The organism is Acinetobacter sp. GQ146 (assembly GCF_059758585.1).
On the sequence record NZ_JCAXDV010000002.1, the window covers coordinates 206,680 to 229,734 of the forward strand.

Annotated in this window: 23 protein-coding genes; 16 read left to right on the forward strand and 7 right to left on the reverse strand. The window is 42.1% G+C overall.

Annotated features, from left to right (window positions below; all coding sequences use genetic code 11):
* Nucleotides 1-9: 9 nt before the first annotated feature.
* From AC6CHI_RS04155 to AC6CHI_RS04195, 9 genes are all read left to right on the forward strand, one after another.
* On the forward strand, nt 10-945 hold the full coding sequence (locus AC6CHI_RS04155; RefSeq protein ID WP_458891427.1) for an ABC transporter ATP-binding protein: 936 nt from the start codon (nt 10-12) through the stop codon (nt 943-945).
* Nucleotides 942-1,715, forward strand: a complete 774-nt coding sequence (locus AC6CHI_RS04160) for an ABC transporter permease (RefSeq protein ID WP_498119575.1) — start codon at nt 942-944, stop codon at nt 1,713-1,715. The genes AC6CHI_RS04155 and AC6CHI_RS04160 overlap by 4 nt, the downstream gene beginning before the upstream one ends.
* Nucleotides 1,715-2,530 carry an NADPH-dependent 7-cyano-7-deazaguanine reductase QueF gene (gene queF / locus AC6CHI_RS04165; protein WP_458891425.1) on the forward strand — a complete coding sequence of 272 codons (816 nt, stop codon included), beginning with the start codon at nt 1,715-1,717 and terminating at the stop codon, nt 2,528-2,530. Before AC6CHI_RS04160 ends, queF begins: the two co-directional genes overlap by 1 nt.
* 27 nt (nt 2,531-2,557) lie before the next feature.
* Nucleotides 2,558-3,208 (forward strand): hypothetical protein, encoded by a 651-nt coding sequence (locus AC6CHI_RS04170; RefSeq protein ID WP_498119577.1) that lies wholly within the window; start codon nt 2,558-2,560, stop codon nt 3,206-3,208.
* 132 nt (nt 3,209-3,340) lie between these two features.
* A complete protein-coding gene (gene rodA, locus AC6CHI_RS04175; protein WP_498119579.1) occupies nt 3,341-4,480 on the forward strand; it encodes a rod shape-determining protein RodA in 1,140 nt (379 codons plus the stop codon).
* A gap of 19 nt (nt 4,481-4,499) precedes the next feature.
* Nucleotides 4,500-5,501: a lytic murein transglycosylase B gene (gene mltB, locus AC6CHI_RS04180; protein WP_498119581.1), complete on the forward strand. Its 1,002-nt coding sequence runs from the start codon at nt 4,500-4,502 to the stop codon at nt 5,499-5,501.
* Between the two features lie 292 nt (nt 5,502-5,793).
* Nucleotides 5,794-6,405: a septal ring lytic transglycosylase RlpA family protein gene (locus AC6CHI_RS04185; RefSeq protein ID WP_498119583.1), complete on the forward strand. Its 612-nt coding sequence runs from the start codon at nt 5,794-5,796 to the stop codon at nt 6,403-6,405.
* Nucleotides 6,406-6,539: 134 nt separating this feature from the next.
* Nucleotides 6,540-8,318 (forward strand): amidohydrolase, encoded by a 1,779-nt coding sequence (locus tag AC6CHI_RS04190; RefSeq protein WP_498120041.1) that lies wholly within the window; start codon nt 6,540-6,542, stop codon nt 8,316-8,318.
* 209 nt (nt 8,319-8,527) lie between these two features.
* Nucleotides 8,528-8,983 carry an Mpo1 family 2-hydroxy fatty acid dioxygenase gene (locus tag AC6CHI_RS04195; RefSeq protein ID WP_498119585.1) on the forward strand — a complete coding sequence of 152 codons (456 nt, stop codon included), beginning with the start codon at nt 8,528-8,530 and terminating at the stop codon, nt 8,981-8,983.
* A gap of 62 nt (nt 8,984-9,045) precedes the next feature.
* Here AC6CHI_RS04195 and AC6CHI_RS04200 read toward each other — a convergent pair whose 3' ends face one another.
* The 6 genes from AC6CHI_RS04200 to rpsB all read right to left on the reverse strand — a co-directional run bounded on the left by AC6CHI_RS04200 (nt 9,046) and on the right by rpsB (nt 13,472).
* On the reverse strand, nt 9,046-9,360 hold the full coding sequence (locus tag AC6CHI_RS04200; protein ID WP_498119586.1) for an AzlD domain-containing protein: 315 nt from the start codon (nt 9,358-9,360) through the stop codon (nt 9,046-9,048).
* On the reverse strand, nt 9,357-10,070 hold the full coding sequence (locus AC6CHI_RS04205; protein WP_498119588.1) for an AzlC family ABC transporter permease: 714 nt from the start codon (nt 10,068-10,070) through the stop codon (nt 9,357-9,359). Before AC6CHI_RS04205 ends, AC6CHI_RS04200 begins: the two co-directional genes overlap by 4 nt.
* Nucleotides 10,071-10,235: 165 nt before the next feature.
* On the reverse strand, nt 10,236-11,078 hold the full coding sequence (locus tag AC6CHI_RS04210) for a helix-turn-helix domain-containing protein (RefSeq protein WP_498119589.1): 843 nt from the start codon (nt 11,076-11,078) through the stop codon (nt 10,236-10,238).
* 81 nt (nt 11,079-11,159) lie between these two features.
* Complete coding sequence (locus AC6CHI_RS04215) at nt 11,160-11,636, reverse strand: DUF3465 domain-containing protein (protein ID WP_498119591.1); 477 nt, start codon at nt 11,634-11,636, stop codon at nt 11,160-11,162.
* A gap of 63 nt (nt 11,637-11,699) precedes the next feature.
* The gene (gene tsf / locus AC6CHI_RS04220; RefSeq protein ID WP_498119592.1) at nt 11,700-12,575 is read right to left on the reverse strand and encodes a translation elongation factor Ts; all 876 of its coding nucleotides are present in this window, start codon (nt 12,573-12,575) and stop codon (nt 11,700-11,702) included.
* Nucleotides 12,576-12,719: 144 nt separating this feature from the next.
* Complete coding sequence (gene rpsB / locus AC6CHI_RS04225) at nt 12,720-13,472, reverse strand: 30S ribosomal protein S2 (RefSeq protein ID WP_016167395.1); 753 nt, start codon at nt 13,470-13,472, stop codon at nt 12,720-12,722.
* 209 nt (nt 13,473-13,681) lie between these two features.
* Here rpsB and map point away from each other — a divergent pair, with 209 nt between their 5' ends.
* From map to AC6CHI_RS04260, 7 genes are all read left to right on the forward strand, one after another.
* Nucleotides 13,682-14,527: a type I methionyl aminopeptidase gene (map, locus tag AC6CHI_RS04230; protein WP_498119594.1), complete on the forward strand. Its 846-nt coding sequence runs from the start codon at nt 13,682-13,684 to the stop codon at nt 14,525-14,527.
* A gap of 307 nt (nt 14,528-14,834) precedes the next feature.
* On the forward strand, nt 14,835-15,905 hold the full coding sequence (locus AC6CHI_RS04235) for an OmpW/AlkL family protein (RefSeq protein WP_498119596.1): 1,071 nt from the start codon (nt 14,835-14,837) through the stop codon (nt 15,903-15,905).
* Nucleotides 15,906-16,333: 428 nt separating this feature from the next.
* Nucleotides 16,334-17,680, forward strand: coding sequence for an MFS transporter (locus AC6CHI_RS04240; protein WP_498119598.1), 1,347 nt, complete (start codon nt 16,334-16,336; stop codon nt 17,678-17,680).
* A 91-nt stretch (nt 17,681-17,771) separates the two neighbouring features.
* Nucleotides 17,772-18,986, forward strand: a complete 1,215-nt coding sequence (locus tag AC6CHI_RS04245) for an alginate export family protein (protein WP_498119600.1) — start codon at nt 17,772-17,774, stop codon at nt 18,984-18,986.
* 138 nt (nt 18,987-19,124) lie between these two features.
* Nucleotides 19,125-20,336: an MFS transporter gene (locus tag AC6CHI_RS04250; RefSeq protein WP_498119602.1), complete on the forward strand. Its 1,212-nt coding sequence runs from the start codon at nt 19,125-19,127 to the stop codon at nt 20,334-20,336.
* Entirely contained in the window at nt 20,329-20,466 is a 138-nt protein-coding gene (locus AC6CHI_RS04255; protein WP_458891410.1) for a hypothetical protein, read from the forward strand. Before AC6CHI_RS04250 ends, AC6CHI_RS04255 begins: the two co-directional genes overlap by 8 nt.
* Nucleotides 20,467-20,573: 107 nt before the next feature.
* The gene (locus AC6CHI_RS04260; protein WP_498119603.1) at nt 20,574-21,533 is read left to right on the forward strand and encodes a TauD/TfdA dioxygenase family protein; all 960 of its coding nucleotides are present in this window, start codon (nt 20,574-20,576) and stop codon (nt 21,531-21,533) included.
* Between the two features lie 67 nt (nt 21,534-21,600).
* Here the strand turns inward: AC6CHI_RS04260 and sthA are convergent, their stop codons facing one another.
* Complete coding sequence (sthA, locus tag AC6CHI_RS04265; protein ID WP_458891407.1) at nt 21,601-23,016, reverse strand: Si-specific NAD(P)(+) transhydrogenase; 1,416 nt, start codon at nt 23,014-23,016, stop codon at nt 21,601-21,603.
* Between the last annotated feature and the right edge of the window lie 39 nt (nt 23,017-23,055).

Below are 23,055 nucleotides of genomic sequence, written 5' to 3' on the forward strand. Positions count from 1 at the left end.
GAGAACTTTATGACCGATGCATTACTGATCAGAGATTTGTCGAAAACATATCGTAATGGCTTTCAAGCCCTCAAAGGAATTAATCTCACTGTCCCTGAAGGTGAGTTTTATGCCCTACTTGGACCAAATGGTGCAGGCAAATCAACGACCATCGGTATTATCAGCTCGCTGACCAAAAAGACCTCGGGCACTGTCGAAATTTTTGGTCACAATCTGGACACGCACCCATCTCAAGCAAAACAATGTTTAGGTGTTGTTCCCCAAGAATTTAACTTTGGTCAATTTGAAAAGACCTTCGATATTTTAGTCACCCAAGCAGGCTATTACGGTATTCCACGCAAAATTGCAGAGCAACGTGCCGAACATTATTTAGAAAAACTTGGCCTCTGGGAAAAACGTAATACGCAAGGTCGTATGCTTTCAGGTGGTATGAAACGTCGCCTGATGATTGCGCGTGCCATGATGCATGAACCTAAACTGCTTATTCTGGATGAGCCAACCGCAGGGGTCGACATTGAACTGCGTCGTTCGATGTGGGATTTTCTGACCGAAATGAATGAAAATGGCACATCCATTATTTTAACGACCCATTATTTAGAAGAAGCAGAAATGCTCTGTCGTCGTATTGCGATTATTGACCGTGGTGTAATTAAAGAAGACACCACCATGAAAGCCTTCCTCAATCAATTACATGAAGAATCTTTTATCTTTGATTTGGCTGAACCAATTCAGGCACCGCAACTCGATATTATTGGGGTCCGCTTTAATTTAATTGATCCCGTCACACTCGAAGTGACGATGGACAAAGCACATACCTTGAATCAGCTCTTTCAGTTACTTGAAGCCCAAGGTATTCAAGTTCGTAGTATGCGGAACAAGTCTAATCGTTTGGAAGAACTGTTCGTTAAACTCGTGGAGAAAAATCTGGAAGGAGCTGCACCATGAATCTCACTCAAATGCGTGTTGCACTCTTCACCCTCGTCCATAAAGAAGTGCGCCGCTTTATGCGCATTTGGCCGCAAACTTTGTTGCCGCCTGCCATTACCATGAGCCTTTATTTTGTGATTTTTGGAAATTTGGTCGGCTCACGTATCGGACAAATGGGCGGATTTAGCTATATGCAGTTTATCGTGCCCGGCTTGATTATGATGGCAGTGATTACCAACAGTTATGCCAATGTCTCATCAAGTTTCTTTAGTGCTAAATTTCAAAAAAGCATTGAAGAGCTGATCATGAGTCCAGTACCTCTACACCTAGTGCTGTGGGGTTATGTGCTGGGTGGACTCTGTCGTGGGGTATTGGTCGGAATTATCGTGACAGCCATGAGTCTGTTTTTCACTGACTTATATATTACCAATTGGTTTGTGACTATATATACCGTCATTGTGACTTCATTACTGTTTTCATTGGGTGGCTTTATTAATGCCGTTTACGCCAAATCTTTTGACGACATTTCCATTATTCCAACGTTCGTACTGACTCCGCTGACTTATTTGGGCGGTGTTTTCTACGCGATTAGCGCATTAAGTCCATTTTGGCAAAATTTGTCTTTAATTAACCCGATTGTCTATATGGTGAATGCTTTCCGATTTGGAATTCTCGGTCACAGTGATGTGAATGTTTCGATTTCACTCACCGTGGTGACTTTATGCTGTGCAGTCCTTTACGCTATAGCGTATTATTTACTTTCTCGTGGCTCAGGAATGCGTGAATAATGAGTGTAGAACATTCTTTACTCGGTAAAGATACCCAATATCCATCAACATATCAACCAGACATTCTTTTTCCTATTGAACGTGCCCAAGCACGTTCAAGTTATGCCCATATTGAAGGCATCCAGCAAGGAAAAGACTGGTGGCATGTATTTGAAATTTCTTGGCTCAATGCTCAGGGTATTCCACAAGTGGCCATTGGGCGTTTGACCCTGCCCGCGACATCGCCAAATTTGATTGAGTCCAAATCCCTCAAACTGTACTTTAATAGTCTAAATTTCACTCCATTTGAATCTGAAGCGGCATTTATCGCAACGGTCGAAAAAGATTTATCTGCGGCTGCCGGTGCCAGTGTCAGCATTCAACTATTTCAGGTCGATGCGCTTGAAGTCCATCAGCCTGAGGGGCTCTGTATTGACGACCTGATTCCTGAACGCTTAGAGAATCATCCTGATGCCTCACTACTTGGTTTCGACAATGAAAATGCTGAGCATATAGAAGTACAGCTTTATTCACATTTATTAAGAAGTAATTGCCCAGTTACCGGTCAACCTGACTGGGGAACAGTATTTATCCGTTATCAGGGTAAAAAGCCTTGTTATCGTTCACTTTTAGCCTATATTATTTCCTACCGTCAGCATAATGGCTTTCATGAGCAATGCGTTGAACAGATGTACGCTGATATCTGGCAACATCTGCAACCTGAAAAACTCATGGTTTATGCGGCTTATACTCGCCGAGGTGGTTTAGATATCAATCCTTGTCGTGTATCGGACTTAACATGGATGCCTCGCCCAATTCGTTTGGCGCGACAATAAAATGAAGAATACTGAGGTTAAATAACAATGCCTTTTTTTGGTTTTGTCCCTTCTGAAACACTATTAAATAGTATTCAAACAGGTCAGCAAAAGAAAAACTCGAGTGAACCGCTCTACCCTTTACGTGACCAGACCGCTTTATTAATCAATGATGAAATTATTGATGCCATTTTAACGGAATTGGTGCGTCGTTTCCCACCGAGTGAGAAACGCGACACTGCCGAGAAATTAGCCGGCTATGTCAAATCAACCGTGGCGGTCTTGTTAAAACAACTTTTGAGCAAAGCCTCAAATGATGTGGTGAAACAATCCATCGAATTTTCTGAAAAAAGCTTATTTAAAGATGCTCAAGGACAGTATCATGTCGGTGAAAACCTAGATGCGAGCTTGGTCACCAATTTAAAGAGCACATTTGCAGATATTCGTGCAGGTGGCGATGCCAATAAAGCCGTTTTAATCGAATTGTACAAACAGTTCGCAGAAGCCACTGTACGCCATTTTATGAATGATTTTAACAAAACCCTCGATTTGGGCATGATTAAGCGTAAAGCCGCGGATATCGGCTCTGCGGCAGTGATTAAAGCTGTGCATATTGCCATTGATAAAATTTTCCCGCATCTGACCAAGCAAGAACTCTCTATTCTGGCAGAGTATCACGATACTTTATTCCATCATTGATAGAAATTTAAGCTATCGGAAACCTAGCTTTTGCTAGGTTTTTTTATTGCTAAATATTGATATACATCATCATGATGCAGGTATAAGGTAACAGGCGAAAAAAATGCCAAATACTTTATATTAATCACTCCCATGTCTGTACAACCGCAATACAAATTTCTACGCCAGCCCCCTCGAGATGGGTTAAGCCCCGCTACGACATCTAAATGGCAAAAGCTTCACCTTGATCCATGGCTATGCTTATATTTGTGTTTGACCGCTGTCTTAGGTCTCACCGTTCTTTATAGCGCCTCCGAACAGAATTGGGGACTGGTTTCCAAACAAGCGCTCAGTTTTACTCTAGGCTTCTTGGTCATGTTAGGGCTCGCCCAGATTCCGCCTAAGGTCTATCAGGCATTTGCCCCTTTTTTCTATATTTTTGCTTTCCTCTCCCTCATAGCCGTTAAATTGTTTGGGGAGGTCAGATTGGGCGCTCAGCGTTGGATTGATATTCCCGGTTTCGGCAGCGTACAGCCCAGTGAATTTATGAAAATCGGCATGCCATTAATGATTGCATGGTATTTATCCCGTCAGCCTTTACCACCAAAATTCAAACATATTGCCTGTAGCTTAATTCTGATTGGATTCCCCTTCTTATTAATAGCAGAACAACCTGATTTGGGTACTTCGTTACTCATTTTATCCAGTGGTTTGTTTACGCTATTTTTAAGTGGCTTATCTTGGCAGATGATTGCACTGGCAATCGTCACCATCAGTGCCATTATTCCCCTCGCATGGCAATTTCTATTACATGATTATCAACGTCAACGCGTATTGACCCTGATTCATCCCGAAGCTGACGCTTTGGGCACAGGTTGGAACATTATTCAATCTGAAACGGCAATCGGTTCAGGTGGTCTTTCAGGTAAAGGGTACTTGCTTGGCACACAATCTCATCTTCACTTTCTACCCGAAGGCCATACCGATTTTATTATTGCTGCATTTTCTGAGGAATTTGGGCTCATTGGTATTATCATATTGATTATACTGTACTTTGCGATTATCAGCCGTACCTTTCAAATTGGGTTAAACAGTTTTCACAATTTTGGACGTTTGGTGGCCAGCACCTTTGCTTTGTCATTTTTTGTATATGTATTTGTCAATGCGGGTATGGTCAGTGGTATTTTACCCGTAGTGGGTGTGCCTTTACCTTTTATGAGTTATGGCGGTACTGCAATTATTACTTTAATGGCCACTTTTGGCGTTGTGATGTCGATTCATACACATCGATAATTTTTGGGATTTAACCAATATGACGAATTTGTCTATTTATAAAAAACTGAAACGTTTATCTTTGCTTGTTGGTGCTTTTTCAATTACCAGTTTTTGCCAAGCCAACGATTTTGCCAGTGATCCTCAATATTCCAGCTTTAAGCAAAAAACCATGCAAACCTATGGTTTAAGTGCCGAACAAGTTGACTGGGCAATGAGTGGTGCACAAAACCTCCCGAATATTATCAATATCATGAATCGCCCTGGCGAAAGTAAGCCATGGTATGAATATAAAACCAACTTTATGTCCGAAAGCACCATTCAACGTGGTGTGCGTTTTAAAATGCAATATGCCGACACCTTAAACCGTGCCGAGCAACAATTTGGCGTTCCGCAGTCTGTCATTTTGGGCATTTTGGGGGTCGAAACTGGTTTTGGTGCCAATAAAGGCAATTTCATTACCAGAAATGCGCTTGCAACACTTGCATTTGGTTATGAACGACGTGCGGCATATTTCCAAGACGAACTTTCCGCATTGATCGCTTGGAGCTATAAAGATGGCATTCCAACCAACTCCGTCGTCGGATCATATGCAGGAGCGATTGGCTATCCGCAATTTATGCCAAGCAACATTCCTAAATATGGCGTGGATTACGATGGTAATGGCCATATCGACTTGCGCAACTCTGCTGTCGATGCGATTGGTTCGATTGCCAATTATTTGGCACAACATGGTTGGCAGCGTAACCAACCGATTGGGTTTGCAGCACGCTATACCGGCACAACACCTGAAAATATTATTGCCAAAAATTTAGAGCAACCTACACCTTATGGTGCCTTAAAGACACGCGGTGTTTCACCCATTAATCCCGTCGTAAAAATTGATGATCTAGATATGGTGAATGTGATTCAACTCGAAGAAAATTATGGCTCAACTTACTACATCACTTACCCAAATTTTCAAGTCATAACCACCTACAACAAGAGCCGCATGTATGCGACCGCAGTGTGGCAATTAGGTACAGAAATCGCTAGCCGATGAGGCTAGCTTTTACATCAAATACTAAAAGTCAATAATTTTTTTAATTAAAAAGTATAAAAAATCAGCTTTTTTAATATTATGTTACAATATTGATTATTTTTTAATCAAAAAATAAATTAATTACCTACTTTTTGTAATTATTTCGAATAAACACTAGACACTTTTACCACGCCATGAATATTATCCATCTCGTCAAATGTAGTTGCACAAGTGAATAAATTGACTAGTTTGCTTGTTTTTCAAGGTTTTTTGCCGAATAACAGTTTATGCAAATTGGTCTTTAGGAGATTTTATGCATTCTTCAATGAAATATATTCTTGCCATAGCGACCACGTTCGCCCTGAGTCAGTCTCAGGCTGAATTGGTTCAATCATCGTCGTTAAATAATGACAGTGATAACTCACGTTTAGCAGCACGTGTATTAAACAAAGATGCTCAAAGTTTTAATTCTCACTTTTCTAACTTGAATAGCCTTTCAATTACTGAGAGTTCTGGTGATAAAATCCGCCGCGAAACAATTGCAGCGAAAATCGAAATCCCAGCAGATGAGCCTTCAGTCATTGACAAGTTAAACAACGTTGCTTCGAATACAGTTCGCCAGTTTAGCCAAACAGGTGTAGCATCGTGGTACGGTCGTCAATTTCACGGTCGTAAAACTGCCAACGGTGAAACATTCGATATGAATGCACTTACCGCTGCACATCGTAGCTTGCCACTGAACTGTTACATTCGTGTCACCAACAAAAACAATGGTAAAAGTGTTGTTGTTAAAGTGAATGACCGCGGTCCTTTCCATGGCAACCGTGTACTCGACCTTTCTTATGGTGCTGCAAAACAACTTGGCATCACCAACGCAGGGACAGCAAAAGTAAGCATTGAACGCGTAGCAGGTCCAAACTCTTAATTTGCTTTAGCCCGCTATATTTGACAATCGAAGCCACATTTATGTGGCTTTTTTATTTTCTATTTTAATTAATATGTTATTTTAAAAAAGATAAACACAAGAAGTCGATCACCTTAGGGGAATACGATCCAATGATGAAATATGTCCAACATTCTTCTACTACTTCAACTTTAAAAGTTTTGACGGTACTCAGTACAGCACTCCTAACCGCATGCTCCTATTCAATTTCCAATCACATTCAACGCGACGCTAAAGTCGATCCACAACAAGAAACCACGTTTATCTTACATGGCGGCCCAATTTTAACCATGCAAGGTGACACCCCGACTTATGTAGAAGCGATGCTGGTCGAAAATGGCGTGATTAAATTTACAGGCTCACTCAATGAAGCCAAACAGCTCAATCAGCGTGCTCAGCGTTTCAATCTGCAAAACCATACGGTTATCCCCGGGCTGATTGATGCACACAGTCATGCCAACAGTGTCGGCTTACAACAAAGTGTCGCTAACCTATATGCCCCACCCGATGGCCAAGTGACCGATATCGCAACATTAGTTGAGGCTATGCAGGAATGGAAAAAGAATAATCCCAAATTTATTCAGGATGCTTCCGGCTGGATCATTGGCAATGGTTATGATGATGCACAACTAAAAGAAAAGCGTCACCCGACTGCAACTGAACTGGATGCCATTTCTACGGATCAACCCGTCATTATTCTGCATCAGTCTGGACATTTAGCAACAGTCAACCACAAGGCATTAGAACTGCTCAACATTAATGCCAAGACACCCAATCCACCCGGTGGCTACATCCGTCGTGAAGCCAATTCAAAAGTTCCGAATGGCGTACTCGAAGAAAGTGTGGTTTTTAGTGCCATGATGCAGATCTTTCAGCATATGCCTGCCGAAACCATGGAAAAAATGGCTCTCACGGCTGTGCAGACTTATATTAAAAATGGCTACACGACCATTCAAGAAGGCCGCGCAGATGCAGGTACATCCGAGCTATGGAGAAATATTGCCCAAAATGGCAAATTACCTGTAGATTTGGTGGTGTACCCTGACATCAGTACTGAAAAAGAATACATGTTGCAGCATGGTACTAGCCAAGAATACAAACATCATTATCGAATTGGTGGAGTCAAAATTAGCTTGGATGGTTCACCTCAAGGCAAAACAGCTTGGTTAACCAAACCCTACCGGATCCCACCTGAAGGACAAAAAAAATCATATCGTGGATATGCAGCATTCCCACAACAAAGTACGGTGCAAAATTTAATTAATCTTGCCTACCAAAATAATTGGCAAATACTTGCACATGCCAATGGCGATGCAGCAATTGATCAATATTTGGCAACCATTGAGCAAGCGACCGCAAATTATCCTGCACAAGACCGACGTAATGTGATTATTCACTCGCAGGTGATGCGCGAAGACCAACTTGAGAAAGCAAAAGCTCTTAAGCTCATTCCTTCTTTCTTTTCCCTGCACACCTACTATTGGGGTGACTGGCATATTCAGCAGACTTTAGGGCTGCAACGCGCACAAAATATTTCACCGACCGGTTCTGCACTACGTAAAGGGATTTTATTTACGGAACATCATGATGCCCCTGTGATTCCACCAAACAGCATGATGACTTTAGATACTACGGTAAATCGTGTCACACGTAGCGGTGTCGTGTTAGGAAGTGATCAACGTATTAGTCCCTACCATGCCCTCAAGAGCATGACCAGTTGGGCTGCCTATCAATATTTTGAAGAGAATCAAAAAGGCACGCTCAGTCCGGGTAAATTGGCTGACTTTGTGATTCTGAACCAAAATCCAATGACTGTCCCAACAGATCAAATCAAGAACATCAAGATTTTGGCAACATTCAAAGAAGGTAAAGAAGTTTATCATGCAGCTAAATAAATAAAATTTAGCTTTTGCAGTTCCTGAGGTAGTTCGGCATATGATGTGGAACTACCTCCCCCCACTTCATGCTGCCCCCCAATCTATCTAATCAACCTAAAGTCCATGATATCCAGAAATGCAGCAACCATTTTGACCTACGCTTTTTTCTGTTTTATATTTTATGCAGTTCCACAATAAATAAAAAAATCATCCTGCAGGAGCAATTGATGAAAACGATAAATGAATGGTTTGATGAATATAGTCAAAGCCACCAAAATAAAACCAATAAACTGATTCACTGGTTTTGTGTACCAACTATTCTTTTTTCCATTCTTGGGATTTTGGCACACTTTAGCGCCTTACTCACCGCGCTGATTATTGTGCTTTGTCTTATTTTTTATGGCCGACTTGATCTAGTTTTGGCTGTCGCGATGGCGGCACTCATGCTTACGATGGCGTGGTTAATTTTCGTTTTACCCGTGGGTACGGGTTTTTATATTACGTTATTTATTTTTGCTTGGATTGGTCAGTTTTACGGGCATAAAATTGAAGGAAAGAAACCTTCTTTCTTTAAAGACCTCCAATTCCTTCTGATTGGCCCAATTTGGTGTATGGATGCATATCTAGCTAAACTAGTACCTAAATTTAAAAGCCACTCTAGAGCGCAAATGAACGCAATTTAGCGCATATACCCAATTTTCACTGTGGAGTTCAGCTTGTAACAGCTTTTCTACAGTGAATCTTTTCAAAATAACAGCATTTCTAAGACATAAAAAAACAGCAAACTTAGAGCCAAACTCAATAAAACTCGACGAAATAAAAAGGACACCAATACACAAAAAATCGTCGCATAAAAATAACTATTCGTTGGCAATGAACGCCACTCACCCGCATCATAAAAAATAATTGGGATACAAATAGCGGTGAGTAAACAAGGTGCTGAATACTTCAACATCCGTTCAAAGAAAACTGGAAATTGAATAGCAACTTTTGGCTCTAAGAAGAGATATCGATTAAAAAATACAATGCCAGCCAACAAGAAAATAAATGTCCAACTCATACTTTTTTCTCCCAACGTTCTATATAGACCGCCACGCCCATTCCCATCATTCCTGAAATTAAGATAGCAGCCTCAATATGTAAGGCCGTTAAACAAAGCGAACTCATAATCGTCGTCAACACACCCACCAAACTGACGCAATTCTTAATAAAAGGCACTATGATTGCTACCAGTACCGCAACAATTGAAAAATCCAGATGTAGACTCGATAAGTTAGGAATAGTCGAAGCCAAATAAATGCCCAACAAACTAAACAGCACCCACGCCAAATAAAAGCATAGCCCTGCACCGAGCAGATAATAAGTTCGACGTTGTGGTTTTCTCACAGCTACCGCAAACAACTCATCCGTTAATAAAAATCCCAAGGGAATACGGTAATAACTTGCCAAAACCGAAATATCTTTGCGGAGTGTAAGTGCGTAAATGAAATGCTGACTGGTTAAGAAAAAGACCGTCATTGCAATGGTGAATGCTGTGGCATCCGCCGACCACATGCCCAAACTGACCAGTTGCGCTGCACCTGCAAAAACCACCGCCGACATTGCCACCGCTTGAGGAATTGTCAGTCCTGCATCAATCGCGATAGAACCCGCCAAGATGCCCCATGGCAGCACCGCAATCGACAAGGGTAAAATATCTAAAGCTCCTGGAATAAAATCCTGAGATTTTTGATGAGCTATAGCACTACATTGCTGCTGAGAGAGATCCATAAATTTGTACGCCATCCAGAACACTAAGGTACGATAAATGCTCTGACACTGGGTTTTCTTGTATGAAATTGCGCTTTGCTTTAAATTAATTGTTTTCAATAATAAAAATAAAATTATAAATATTGATCACTTAGCTATGATGTATAGATGGTTCTGGTGGATAAATTAACGTAAGCTCATCACATATTGCAAAGGCGTTACACCCACTGCCTTTTTAAAATGGCGATTAAAATGACTTTGATCTGAAAATCCACATAAATCCGCAACCAAAGCAATATGCTCGCCTTGCTTCAACAATTGCTTAGCTTTTAATAAACGGAACTGAACCAACCAAGCATGTGGAGGTAATCCGGTATATTTTTTAAATTGTCTTAAAAAATGCCAAGGACTCAACCCCACTGTTTCAGCCAATTCATTCAGGGAATATTCTTTTTCAGGTGCACTCGCCAATAAATCTTTAATCATCAAAATACGGCTATGAACTTCGGGAAGGCGGGTATCTATGACTGGCTTACGGCTATGCCGTGACATTAAATACGCCAAAGTTGAAATATATAAGCTTTGTTTAAACAATAAGTTATCTGCTTGTTCCAACAAGTCAAATAAGACCCGCAGTTGTTGCGCCAAGCCCTCATCGTGCAGAACGGCTTGAGGAAACCAAGGTACTGTACCTGAATGCTGAAAAAAATCCTGACTGACTTCTTTTAGCATTTCCGGGGTTGGATAAATCGCACGATAACGCCACCCAGTTTCCACGGCAGATGAACCCGTATGCACCTCATCCGCATTGACCAAAATAATATCGCCTTTGGGTGCCACATGCAGTGCGCCCGTTCGATAGAAAGATTGCGCACCTTCCTCAATGACCCCGATGCAATAACCTTCGTGCACATGTTTTGAAAATTGCTTTTCTACGTAGGAAGCATTCAGTAACTCCAGACCTCCCAACTCTTGTACGTGTTGAAATTTTACACATTCATGCTGCACATTACTCTCGTTACTGCTCATTTACACCCGCCAGTTTGGCCTTCAACAGCAAAATAGCATGTTTAAATTTACTGTATAGAACAAAATTGCTCAGTGTCATCACTACTGATAAGTTCTCCCCTGATATTTTAACCATCCATCAAGATGCTGCCGCTGTGGATCATGATGCGTCCAATGAATCACCCCTCCCTTCGGGTTGTATTCATATTCGCCATAAAACTCCACCACATCCCCTTTTTGCAAATGATCTATTCTCGGTGCCAAATCAATATTATGAGCCACCAAAACAGTTAAACCATTACCCAGTGCAAGAATAAATTTTTGATGACGCGAGCCTTCCTGATCATCAGCCAAAATAGCTTTCACCCTGCCACTAGCTTGCACTTGCGCATTACTTTGTTGTTGCTGAAATGCCTGAAGTATTTTTTGACTATCATCTGTGCTTAATTGTGTTTCAGACTGAACAACGCTTGATGGCTCATTGTTCGATTGGATGCCATGATCTCGATCAAATCCTAAATATGCAGCAATCAAAACCAGAATCACAACGCCAATTCTTAGATTTGTTTTATTCATCATTTTTTATCCTTTTTATTCGATATAAAAAAAGCCCCAAACGGGGCTTCTTTTTGCAAAATAAAATTATTTTGCAGCAGCTTGAGCAGCAGCAACTTCTTCAGCAAAAGAAAGTTCAGCTTTTTTCTCAATACCTTCACCCACTTCGAAACGAACGAATTGAGCTACAGTTGTACCAGTCGCTTTTAATACGTCAGCAACTTTCTTGTCGTTGTCGATTACGTACATTTGACGCTCAAGAACAACTTCGTTCAAGTATTTCTCAACTGAACCAGTGACCATTTTTTCAACGATGTTTGCTGGCTTACCAGATTCGATCGCTTTCGCTTCAGCAATTTCTTTCTCTTTCGCAATAAGATCAGCAGAAACGCCTTCAGCTGTTACAGCTACTGGGTTGAATGCAGCAACGTGCATTGCAACGCCTTTACCAGTTTCAGCTTGGCCTGTGTAAGATACAACAACACCAATTTTTAAACCGTGTTTGTAAACTGCAAGGTTTTCACCTTCAACAATTGACGCACGACGTACTTGGATGTTTTCACCGATTTTTTGAACAAGAGCGATACGCGCTTCTTCAACAGTAGCACCATCTTCAAGTTTAAGTTCAGCGATTTTAGCAGCATCAGTTTCGCCAGCAGCAAGTGCAGCAGCAGCAACTTTAGCAGAGAAACCAGCAAAGTTTTCGTCTTTAGCAACGAAGTCAGTTTGGCAGTTTACTTCTAAAAGAATTGCTTTGTTGCCGTCTTGAGCGATAGTGATCGCACCGTCAGCAGCAATGTTACCAGCTTTTTTAGCTGCTTTAGCTTGACCAGATTTACGAAGGTTATCAATCGCTAATTCGATGTCACCGTTCGCTTCTGTTAATGCTTTTTTACATTCCATCATTGCTAAACCAGTACGGTCACGCAATTCTTTAACCATGCTTGCAGTAATAGCAGTCATGTGTATCTCCTAAAAATCGGTAGAAAATGAATTCTGTTTAGAACAGAAACGGCCCAGAGGGGTTCTCATGGGCCGTCTGCATACATGACGCTTACTTTGCCACCATCACATGTCGCAAAAATGACAAGCTTGCGTCAAAACGCATTAAGCCTCAGGAGCTTCTTTAGCAGCTTCGTCGCCTTTTGCTTGTGCATTTGCTTGAGTTTGAGCGTACTCTTTACCAGCAAGGATCGCATCAGCCATAGCAGAAGCGTAAAGTGTTACTGCACGGATCGCATCGTCGTTACCAGGAATAACGAAATCAACGTTATCTGGGTTAGAGTTTGTATCAACGATACCGATTACAGGAATACCAAGGTTTTTAGCTTCTTTAATCGCGATTGATTCGTGGTCAACGTCGATTACGAATAATGCGTCAGGTAAACCACCCATGTTTTTCACGCCGCCTAAAGCACGCTCAAGTTTTTCCATCTCACGAGTACGCTCTAAAGCTTCACGTTTAGTAAGCTTAGCGAAAGTACCGTCTTGAGATTGAGTTTGAAGGTCTTTTAAACGGTTGATAGATTGGCGAAGTGTTTTCCAGTTCGTCAACATACCACCTAACCAACGGTGATCTACATATGGTTGACCAGCGCGTTGAGCTTGTTCACGGATGATGTTAGAAGCAGCACGTTTAGTACCAACGAACAATACTTTGTTCTTTTTGCTTGCAAGATTGTTAACAAAGTTCAATGCATCATTTAACGCAGGAACAGTGTGCTCAAGGTTGATGATGTGAATTTTGTTACGCGCACCAAAAATGTATTGACGCATTTTTGGGTTCCAGAAACGAGTTTGGTGACCGAAGTGAGCGCCTGCTTGAAGAAGGTCGCGCATGCTTACGTTGTAATCTGCCATTTTCTTTACCTTAAAGTTTGGGTTAGGCCTCCATATATCCGCATTCTCCACCTATTGCTAGGCACCCAGAGTAATGTGTCGATATATGTGCGGATTTTATTGCCCCATCGCACAAAGCCCGCGAAATTTATTCACGAAAAAGCATTTGATAAAATGGGCGGCTATTTATACCATAGTCACATACAAATTTCCAAAAGTTTTTAGAGATCATGAACACAACTTATCAAGCTCCACGTCGACTCATTAAAACCCCAGATGAAATTGAAAAAATGCGTGTGGCGGGACGACTGGCGGCAGAAGTGTTGGATATGATCAAACCGCATATCAAGCCAGGGGTGACTACCCTCGAATTAGACACGATTTGTCACGATTATATTGTCAATGTACAAAATGCCGTTCCAGCTTGTTTAGGCTATGGTGCAGCACCAGGTCGTCCAGCGTTTCAGCACACCATCTGTACTTCAGTTAACCATGTGGTGTGCCACGGTATTCCATCTGAGAGTAAAATCTTGAAGAAAGGCGATATCTTAAATATTGACGTTACCGTAATTAAAGATGGCTACCATGGCGATACCAATATGATGTATGTCGTGGGTGGTGAAACATCTATTCTTGCAGACCGTTTATGCAAAGTCGCACAAGAAGCCATGTATCGCGGTATTGCGACTGTAAAACCAGGTTCAACCATTGGTGATATTGGTTTGGCAATTCAAAAATATGTTGAGTCTGAACGTTTTAGCGTTGTGCGTGAATACTGCGGTCATGGTATTGGTACGGTATTCCATGATGAACCTCAAGTGTTACATTATGGTCAAGGCAATAGCGGCATGATTTTGGAAGAAGGCATGACCTTTACCATTGAACCGATGGTAAATGCAGGCGTATGGCAAACCAAATTGCTGGGTGATAAATGGACCGTTGTAACCAAAGATCATAAGCTTTCAGCACAGTATGAACACACCATTTTGGTCACTAAAGATGGCGTTGAAATTTTAACAGCTCGTCCAGAAGAAGATTTATCTCGCTTCCAAGCTGAAGCTGCGTCATTGGCTTAATTTTGCAAACAGATGTCAAAAAGGTCACCTTCGGGTGATCTTTTTTTATCGCTTTAGATTGTTATTTCTACTGATTTTTTATTGATTAATAAATACTTAAATAAGATTAAACACCCCATGTTTAATTTGTAGTTCTTGCCAACTGGATAACAAAGAACCTAGATAACTCACATAACCACCCCAAAATTACGGTAATTTTCACAAACTTTTAAAATTTTCCCTGTTTGAAAACAACAGTTTTCTATTATGCCCTTATTGAATAATGCCCCCTGAATAAAAATGATGAAAATGGACATGGAGTCCCGATATGCATAAAACAGGATTGGCATTATCAATTGCTATAGCCCTCATTCCGACATACAGCCAAGCGAAATCCCCCTATTTCAGCCTGCAAGATGGGGATGGTTTTAAACGCTTTTCAATTTCGTTTGGTGCATTACACGTCATGCCACAAGGACAAGCGCAACCGTTTCGAGTCAATACCGCAGTTAAAGAAGCTGAAAAAGCCAAGGTCGGCAGTATTCAGGCACAGACCATCTTGGACAATCTTCGCCCTAAAAGTGATGTGAATCCCCTGCTCAAAGCGACACTGGAAGGTCTAGCCGCAATTGATGCGCCTGTTCCGGCGAGTCTAAGCGGCACAGCTGAGCTACACGGTTTAAGCCAATGGAATAATGCGGGGACTGGACTTGAAGCAGATGAGGTCAGCACTTTAGGTATCATGAGCAATTATTATTTTACAGATCATGTTTCCTTAGAGATTAAAGCAGGCATCCCCCCCAAAGTGGATTTACAAGGTCAGGGTAAAATCTACGCCCCATTTTCAGCGATAGCCACGCCTATAGGTGCTGCCTTAGGTCAATTGGAACTGGAAAATAATATTCTGATTACCGATTTAGGGGCTCAAGGTGCTGCTGCTTCCGCTCGAGCGTGGACGCCTGCATTTGAATTGCAATATCACTTTGGCAAAACTGGGGTCAATAAATTTCGACCTTATGTGGGTTTGGGCGTGATGTATGCCTATTTTAATGAATTAGAAATGAACCCACGAATAGAACAGGACTTAATTGCCGCAGGACACATGATTGCCAATATTAAACAAGGCCATGCGGGTGCTTCCCTAGAAGGCAAAACCAGTTCAGCCAATCCTCAGGTTGAGCTAGAAGCCTCAGAGGCGTTTGCCCCGATTGCCACAATTGGATTTAGCTACGACTTTAATGAGAGATGGTTTGCAGTGGGTTCGCTCAGTTATGCTCAGCTCAGGAATGACACCAGCATTACCGTGACTGATACCAAACTAGGGGAACTGATCCGCTCCAAAGCAGATATTGAGATCAATCCTATTCTTGCATATGCAGGCATGGGTTATCGATTTTAAAGTGTCAAAGGAGCTTTTTCTGTATCTTAATGAAATTCTTAAAAATATGATGAAGATACTGAACTGGCTATAGCGTTTTATCGCTGCAGTTGCTCATCTAAAGTGCATTGTAATGATGCACTTACACTCCCGACTTGAAACAATGAATTATTTTTGATCAAAAAACCTTCATTGTTATGCAAGCACATTCGCTTAGATTTTGGCGATCATGGCACATCGTTTCACCCAAAGACTCAAGTATTTAAGCACTTTATCCATTCAATATACGACTCGCCCTCGCTTTTGGCATATTGCTTGCATTTCAATCAACAAGATGAATCAACGCAGATTCACACAGTATATAGACGGCCAACGATGTCCGTTCTGATCGGATTACAAGCCAGTTAAACAGCTTGTAAACAAAATAACGCTCAGTTCAGGGGATGGTTATGTCTTCAACAATAAACAGCGATGCTAAAAAAGCGACGCAAATTAAACTTTTCAGTTTCTCTACACCCGCAATGCGCGCGTTCCATATGTCATGGTTAGCATTCTTTGTCTGCTTCTTTGCATGGTTTGCCTGTGCACCCCTAATGCCTGTGATTAAGGGCGAATTCAACTTAACTAAAGATCAAATTGCCAATATCAACATTGCCGCAGTCGCAATCACCATTTTAATTCGACTGATTGTTGGGCCTTTATGCGACAAATACGGACCGCGCAAAACTTATACGGCACTCTTACTCTTGGGCAGTATTCCAGTTTTTGGGGTTGCCGCAGCCAATACCTATGAATCATTCCTGTTCTTCCGTTTGCTCATTGGGGCAATTGGAGCCAGTTTTGTCATTACCCAATATCACACGAGTGTCATGTTTGCCCCAAATGTAGTGGGTACAGCCAATGCGGCAGCTGCGGGTTGGGGGAATGCAGGTGGTGGTGCAACCCAAGCCCTGATGCCTTTAATTCTGGGGGCAATCGTGATGTTTGGGGTTGAACAAAGTATGGGCTGGCGTATTGCCCTACTGGTGCCAGGCGTCATGATGGTCATTGTAGGTGTACTTTACTGGAAATTCACTCAAGACTGCCCGCAAGGCGATTTTAAAGAGCTGCGTGCACAAGGCATTGAAATCGGCTGCGGTAAAAAAGGCGGAACTGCAATTCTTTTACAAGCTGCGCGTAATTATCGTGTGTGGATTTTATTTATCTCCTATGCAGCATGCTTTGGGATTGAAATTTTTATTCATAACATTGCTGCCATGTACTATACCGAACACTTCAATATGGGCTTAAAAGAAGCTGGACTGGCTGCGGGGATCTTTGGCTTGTTGGCCCTATTTGCCCGCGCACTCGGTGGTATCGTTTCCGATAAAGTAGCGATTTCGAAAGGCTTAGATGGTCGTACCAAAGTCCTTTTTGCCTTGGTTTTACTTGAAGGTGTGTTCTTAATCTTATTTTCCCAAATGAATACCGCTGTATTAGCGATTATTAGCATGACCGTATTTGCACTATTTACTCATATGGCTTGTGGGGCAACTTACGCACTGGTGCCTTTTATTGACCGTGATGCCTTGGGCGGTGTGGCAGGGATTATTGGTGCTGGCGGCAATGTCGGTGCGGTAGCAGCAGGCTTCCTATTAAAAGGCGTCTTAGATGTACAAACCTGCCTATTTATGCTCGGTGGTTTAGTGACTTTGGCTGCCTTTAGTGTCATCTTGATTCGTTTTACAGTCGAACATAAAGCAAAAGAAAAACAACTATTTGAACAAGCCGTTTTAGAACGTAACAGCATGGCTTAAATCTTCCAAATTTGGGGAATGGTAGCGTACTCATCTCCTTCCCCATCTTCCTCGCTAAAAATCTTTGACCTTTATACCTCAGGGAATTTCAATGAAATTACATACCCTCTCCGTGCTTTCGCTCACCCTCATTTCCTTAAATTCTGCTTTCGCTGCTGATGATGTGCTTTCTCAAACCAAATTTGGATTGGACAGCCGTTTACGTTATGAAATGGTGAATCAGGCTAATCATTTAGAAACTGCGGATGCCTTTACTCTCCGTATTCGCCCTTCAATTCAAACAGGCAGTTGGCATGGTTTGAGTGGCTTTGTGCAAGGCGAAAGTACCATTGAATTGAATGAACATTTCAACAGCACACGGAATGCCGAAACAAACTATAGCAGTGTACCTGACCCTGAAAATTTGCAACTGAATCAACTGTATTTAAAATATGCCAGCAATCCAAAATTTGATGTCACCCTAGGGCGTCAACTGATTAATCTGGACAATCAGCGTTTTGTCGGTTCAGTTGCATGGCGCCAGAATGACCAGACTTTTGATGCAGTGACGCTGAATCTAAAACCTCTGGCAAATGTTGGGCTGTATTATGCTTATATCAATCAGGTCAATACCATCTTTGGGCGTGAGAATCCTGAACCCAAATATGTGCAAGCACAAGATGGTGAACAAGATAGCGATATTCATCTGATTCAAGCTAAGTTTAATTACAATCCCGCATTGAATATGACTGCCTATGCTTATCTCATGGATTTTAATGATTTAGCAGCATGGTCAAATCAGACCTATGGTTTACGCCTAACGGGAAAAATGAACCAGCTACGTTATATGGCTGAGTATGCCAAGCAAACTGACTATGCGGATCAGCCGCTTGCCTATGATGCAGACTATTACACGGTTGAACTTGGCTACAACCTTACGGCTGCAAAGCCTCTGGGGGAAATCGCATTTGGCTATGAAGTGCTGGGCAGTGATCATGGACGAATCGGCTTTCAAACGCCCCTAGCGACCAAACACAAATTCAATGGCTGGACAGATATCTTCCTCAATACCCCTGCCAATGGTTTAACGGATTTATACCTCAGTTCAAATCTGAACATTCTAGATCAGGGTAAATTGGGCACTGAATATCACCATTATCGTAGTGATGAACACAGCCTGGATTATGGGCAAGAATATGCCGTATCATTTTCACATCCCTTACCGCTAAAAGGCTTAGCGGCACTGGCCAAATTCTCGAGCTATCAGGCTGAAGATTACGGAGTGAATACCGATAAATTCTGGTTGCAACTGGATTATAAATACTAAAGATTCTCTCGGTTAGGGAATGCAGCTCCCTAACCCCTCAATTATTTTACTTTTCAAATATTTTATTCTCATATCGAATTTACACGATCTATTGCGTACAATATCGAGCTGCCCCTATTCTTGTCGTGAAAATCTACCATGTCTGAAAGTCAATTTTCCAAACCATTGATTTATATGCTGATTGGAAGTGCTGCTATTTTGGCGCTATCGTTGGGTGTCAGGCATGCTTTTGGCTTGTATTTGGTCCCAATGAGTCATGAATTTGGCTGGGGACATAATGTATTTAGTTTAGCGATTGCCCTGCAAAACCTGATTTGGGGTGCCGTACAACCTGTCACGGGCGCGATTGCTGACAAATATGGCAGTAAAATTGTCGTGACGGTGGGGGGCGTGCTCTATGCCATCGGGCTGTTATTGATGTCGATTAGTTCAACAGGCTGGATGCTGAATCTCAGTGTGGGGCTATTTTTAGGTTTGGCTTTATCCGCCACCTCTTTTCCAGTGTTACTTTCTGCGGTTGGACGTGCTGCACCGCCAGAAAAACGTAGCCTTGCCATGGGGATTGCCAGTGCCGCAGGCTCATTTGGTCAATTTATTATGCTGCCTTCGACTTTGTTATTGCTGCAAAGTATAGGTTGGTCCGCAGCCTTAATCGTCAGTGCGATCTTAATTGCCTTGATTGTACCGCTGGCATGGATGCTGAAAGCACCGATGTATGTGGCTCCAAATACAGCGACCACGGCTACTCCTGCACTAACGTTTAAACAAATTCTTAATATCGCCAAAGCTCATAAACCTTTTTGGTTCTTGGCATTAGGTTTCTTGGTTTGTGGCTTTCAGGTGGTGTTTATTGGCATCCACCTGCCGGGATATTTGATTGATCACGGTTTTGATGCCTCGACAGGTACAGTATTCCTCGCCTTGGTGGGTTTGTTCAATATCTTTGGTACTTACGGCGCTGGTTGGTTAGGTGGTCGCTACTCCAAACCCAAACTGCTCATGGGCTTATATGCGTTGCGTGGAATCGCTATGATTGCCTTTTTAGTCTTGCCCTTAAGCACTTGGACAGTATATAGCTTTGGCGTGATTATGGGACTATTATGGTTATCTACCGTACCGCTCACCAATGGTATTGTCGCCAATATGTTTGGTATTCGTTACCTATCCATGCTAAGTGGTATTGTATTTTTTACCCATCAGGTTGGTTCATTTTTTGGTGGCTGGCTCGGTGGTGTCAGCCATGATCTGACCGGAAATTATCAGGCGGTCTGGATGATCTCGATTGCACTCAGTGTATTGGGTGTCGTGGTGCATTTCTTTGTGACAGAAAAGGCGGTGGTGCATGAATAATTCATCTCTGTTTTGGCTTAAAACCTCAATTGCGCTGGTTGTACTGGGTTTATTGAGTGCTGCCATTTTATTATGGATTCAAACGCCGCAATTATTTGAATATTTTAATCAGGCATTCTGTCCGCATTAATCATTAAAGAAATAGTCTCTATTTTTCATAAACTCAGCATTTATTGTTAGTTCAAAAAATGCTGGGGTTTTCTTAATTTAGAACAACAAGAAATTTAGAGAAAAATAATGAGCAGCCTGACCCAACTCTCTCAAGCCATTCATGATGCCCCGAAATGGCATGTACCAGATGCTTTTCAACACCCTAATGAAATTCAAATCACGCCTTTAGATCAACAGGCATTAGGTGCTGTGGTCACAGGTTTAGATGCGCGTAAAGCGCAGTCAGGTGAAACCATTTTTCGACTGAAACAAGCATTGGCGGAACATTTAGTTCTAATTTTTAAACAGCAAAGTTTGGATGACTTACAGTTTCTCGCTTTTGCCAGTTATTTTGGTTCGATTTTCCGTCCCAGCGCTGACAATCCGGTATTGGCGAGCCAAACAGATACGGGCACCCCACCCGATGTTGTGCCTGTTTCTAATGCAGTTGGTCAAGGCGACTACACGGGGCACGGTGAACTCAGCCCGCATGCCGATCATCAATGGACACCTTTGCCTTCATTTGGCTCCTTACTTTACGCAATTGAATTACCAAACACTGGCGGTCAAACCAGCTGGTATAACACCATTAAAGCTTATGATGCCTTAGCTCCTGATCTACAAGCCCATCTGGATCAATTGCAGTTAATTACCTACAATCCTTTTGTCCGAGCCAACAATAATAAAGGTTCAGACAACTATGCCAACAATAGCCCCTACTATCGCTTTAAAGACCAAGCCATTCTGGGGCATGCCTATCCACACCCTTTGGTGCGGATACACCCCGAAACAGGACGCAAAGCATTGTGGTTAAATACACGTTCCGAAGTTGAACTGGTCAATTATGATGATATAGCAGGCAGTGAACTGATTGCACAACTGCGCCAACATATACTTAAGCCTGAGTTTCGCTATGATCACGCTTGGGAAACAGGCGACATCGTGTTTTGGGATAATCAAGTGACCTTGCATTCCAGAACGCCATTTCGTGCTGAGCAACGTCGCTTATTAAAACGAATTAGTGTGGCAGGATCGCGACCTTTTTAATCTCAAATATCTTCATAAAAAAAGCCCATCGCAATGGATGGGCTTTTCAGAGAGATGCTTACATATTTTAGAATAAACGATTCATACCATTTAAGGTTGCAACGCGATACGCTTCGGCCATGGTCGGATAGTTAAATGTCGTTTCCACAAAATACTTGATGGTATTTTTAGGACTGTTCATTACCGCTTGACCAATGTGAATAATTTCCGCTGCGTTGTTACCAAAGCAATGCACACCCAAAATTTCCAAAGTATCGCGGTGGAATAAAATTTTTAATTCACCCACGGTGTCCCCTGTAATTTGCGCACGTGCCAAATGACGGAAAGAGGCTTGCCCCACTTCGTACGGGATCTTTTCTTCGGTTAGCTGCTGTTCGTTCTTACCAATTGAAGAAATTTCTGGAATGGTGTAAATCCCTGTTGGAATATCCACCACAGGTTGAATACCCTCTTCACCACTCATGTTGGCACCCGCGCAACGACCTTGGTCATACGCCGCAGAAGCCAATGAAGGCCAACCGATCACATCACCCGCGGCATAGATATTTTCCACTTCGGTTTGGTATTGATCATTGACCATGATTTGACCACGGCTGTTTGGGGTAATGCCGACATTTTCCAGTCCAAGACCATCGGTATTACCTGAACGGCCGTTACACCACAAAATCGCATCGGCTTTAATTTTCTTGCCACTGAGCAAATGCAATACAACATGGTCATCAAAAGTTTCGAGATGATCGATTTGTTCATTGTGGCGAATCAATACCCCCTGCTCACGCAAGTGATAAGACAAGGCATCGGAAATTTCATCATCTAAATAGCTGAGCAATTTCATTTGGGTGTTGATGAGATCAACTTTGTGATCCAGACCAATGAAGATCGATGCATATTCACAGCCAATTACACCCGCGCCATAAATGATGATTTTCTGAATCGAGAAATCCAAATCTAGAATCTTGTCAGAATCAAATACACGTGGGTGATTAAAATCAAGCATGGCAGGACGGTATGGACGACTACCTGTCGCAATCACCAATTGCTTGAACATAATGGTTTCTTTCACCCCTTCAGAGGTAAAAACCAAAACGGTATTTTGATCTTGGATATAAGCACGACCATGAAAAATATCAATTTTGTTACGGTCATAAAAACGTGAGTGGGTATCTACCTGCTGTTGAATCACCTTGTGGGCATTACGCAGCACTTGTTTCATGGTGAAATGTTTCCAATCACCGACTTTTTGAAACATTGGATCACGTTGATAACGAATAATGCTTGAAACTGTTTGACGTAAAGCTTTACTTGGAATGGTTCCAACGTGGGTACAGTTCCCCCCCAATTGCTCACGCATATCAATAATTGCAACACGCTTGCCCGATTTAGCAAGTTTCATTGCCGCGCCTTCACCAGCAGGGCCCGAACCGAGAACAACCGCATCGTATTTTACGAAAGTTCCACTAACGACCTCTTTCTTACGTGGCATTCAACGCTCCTTTCTCTATAAATCTGTGTCTATTTTCGC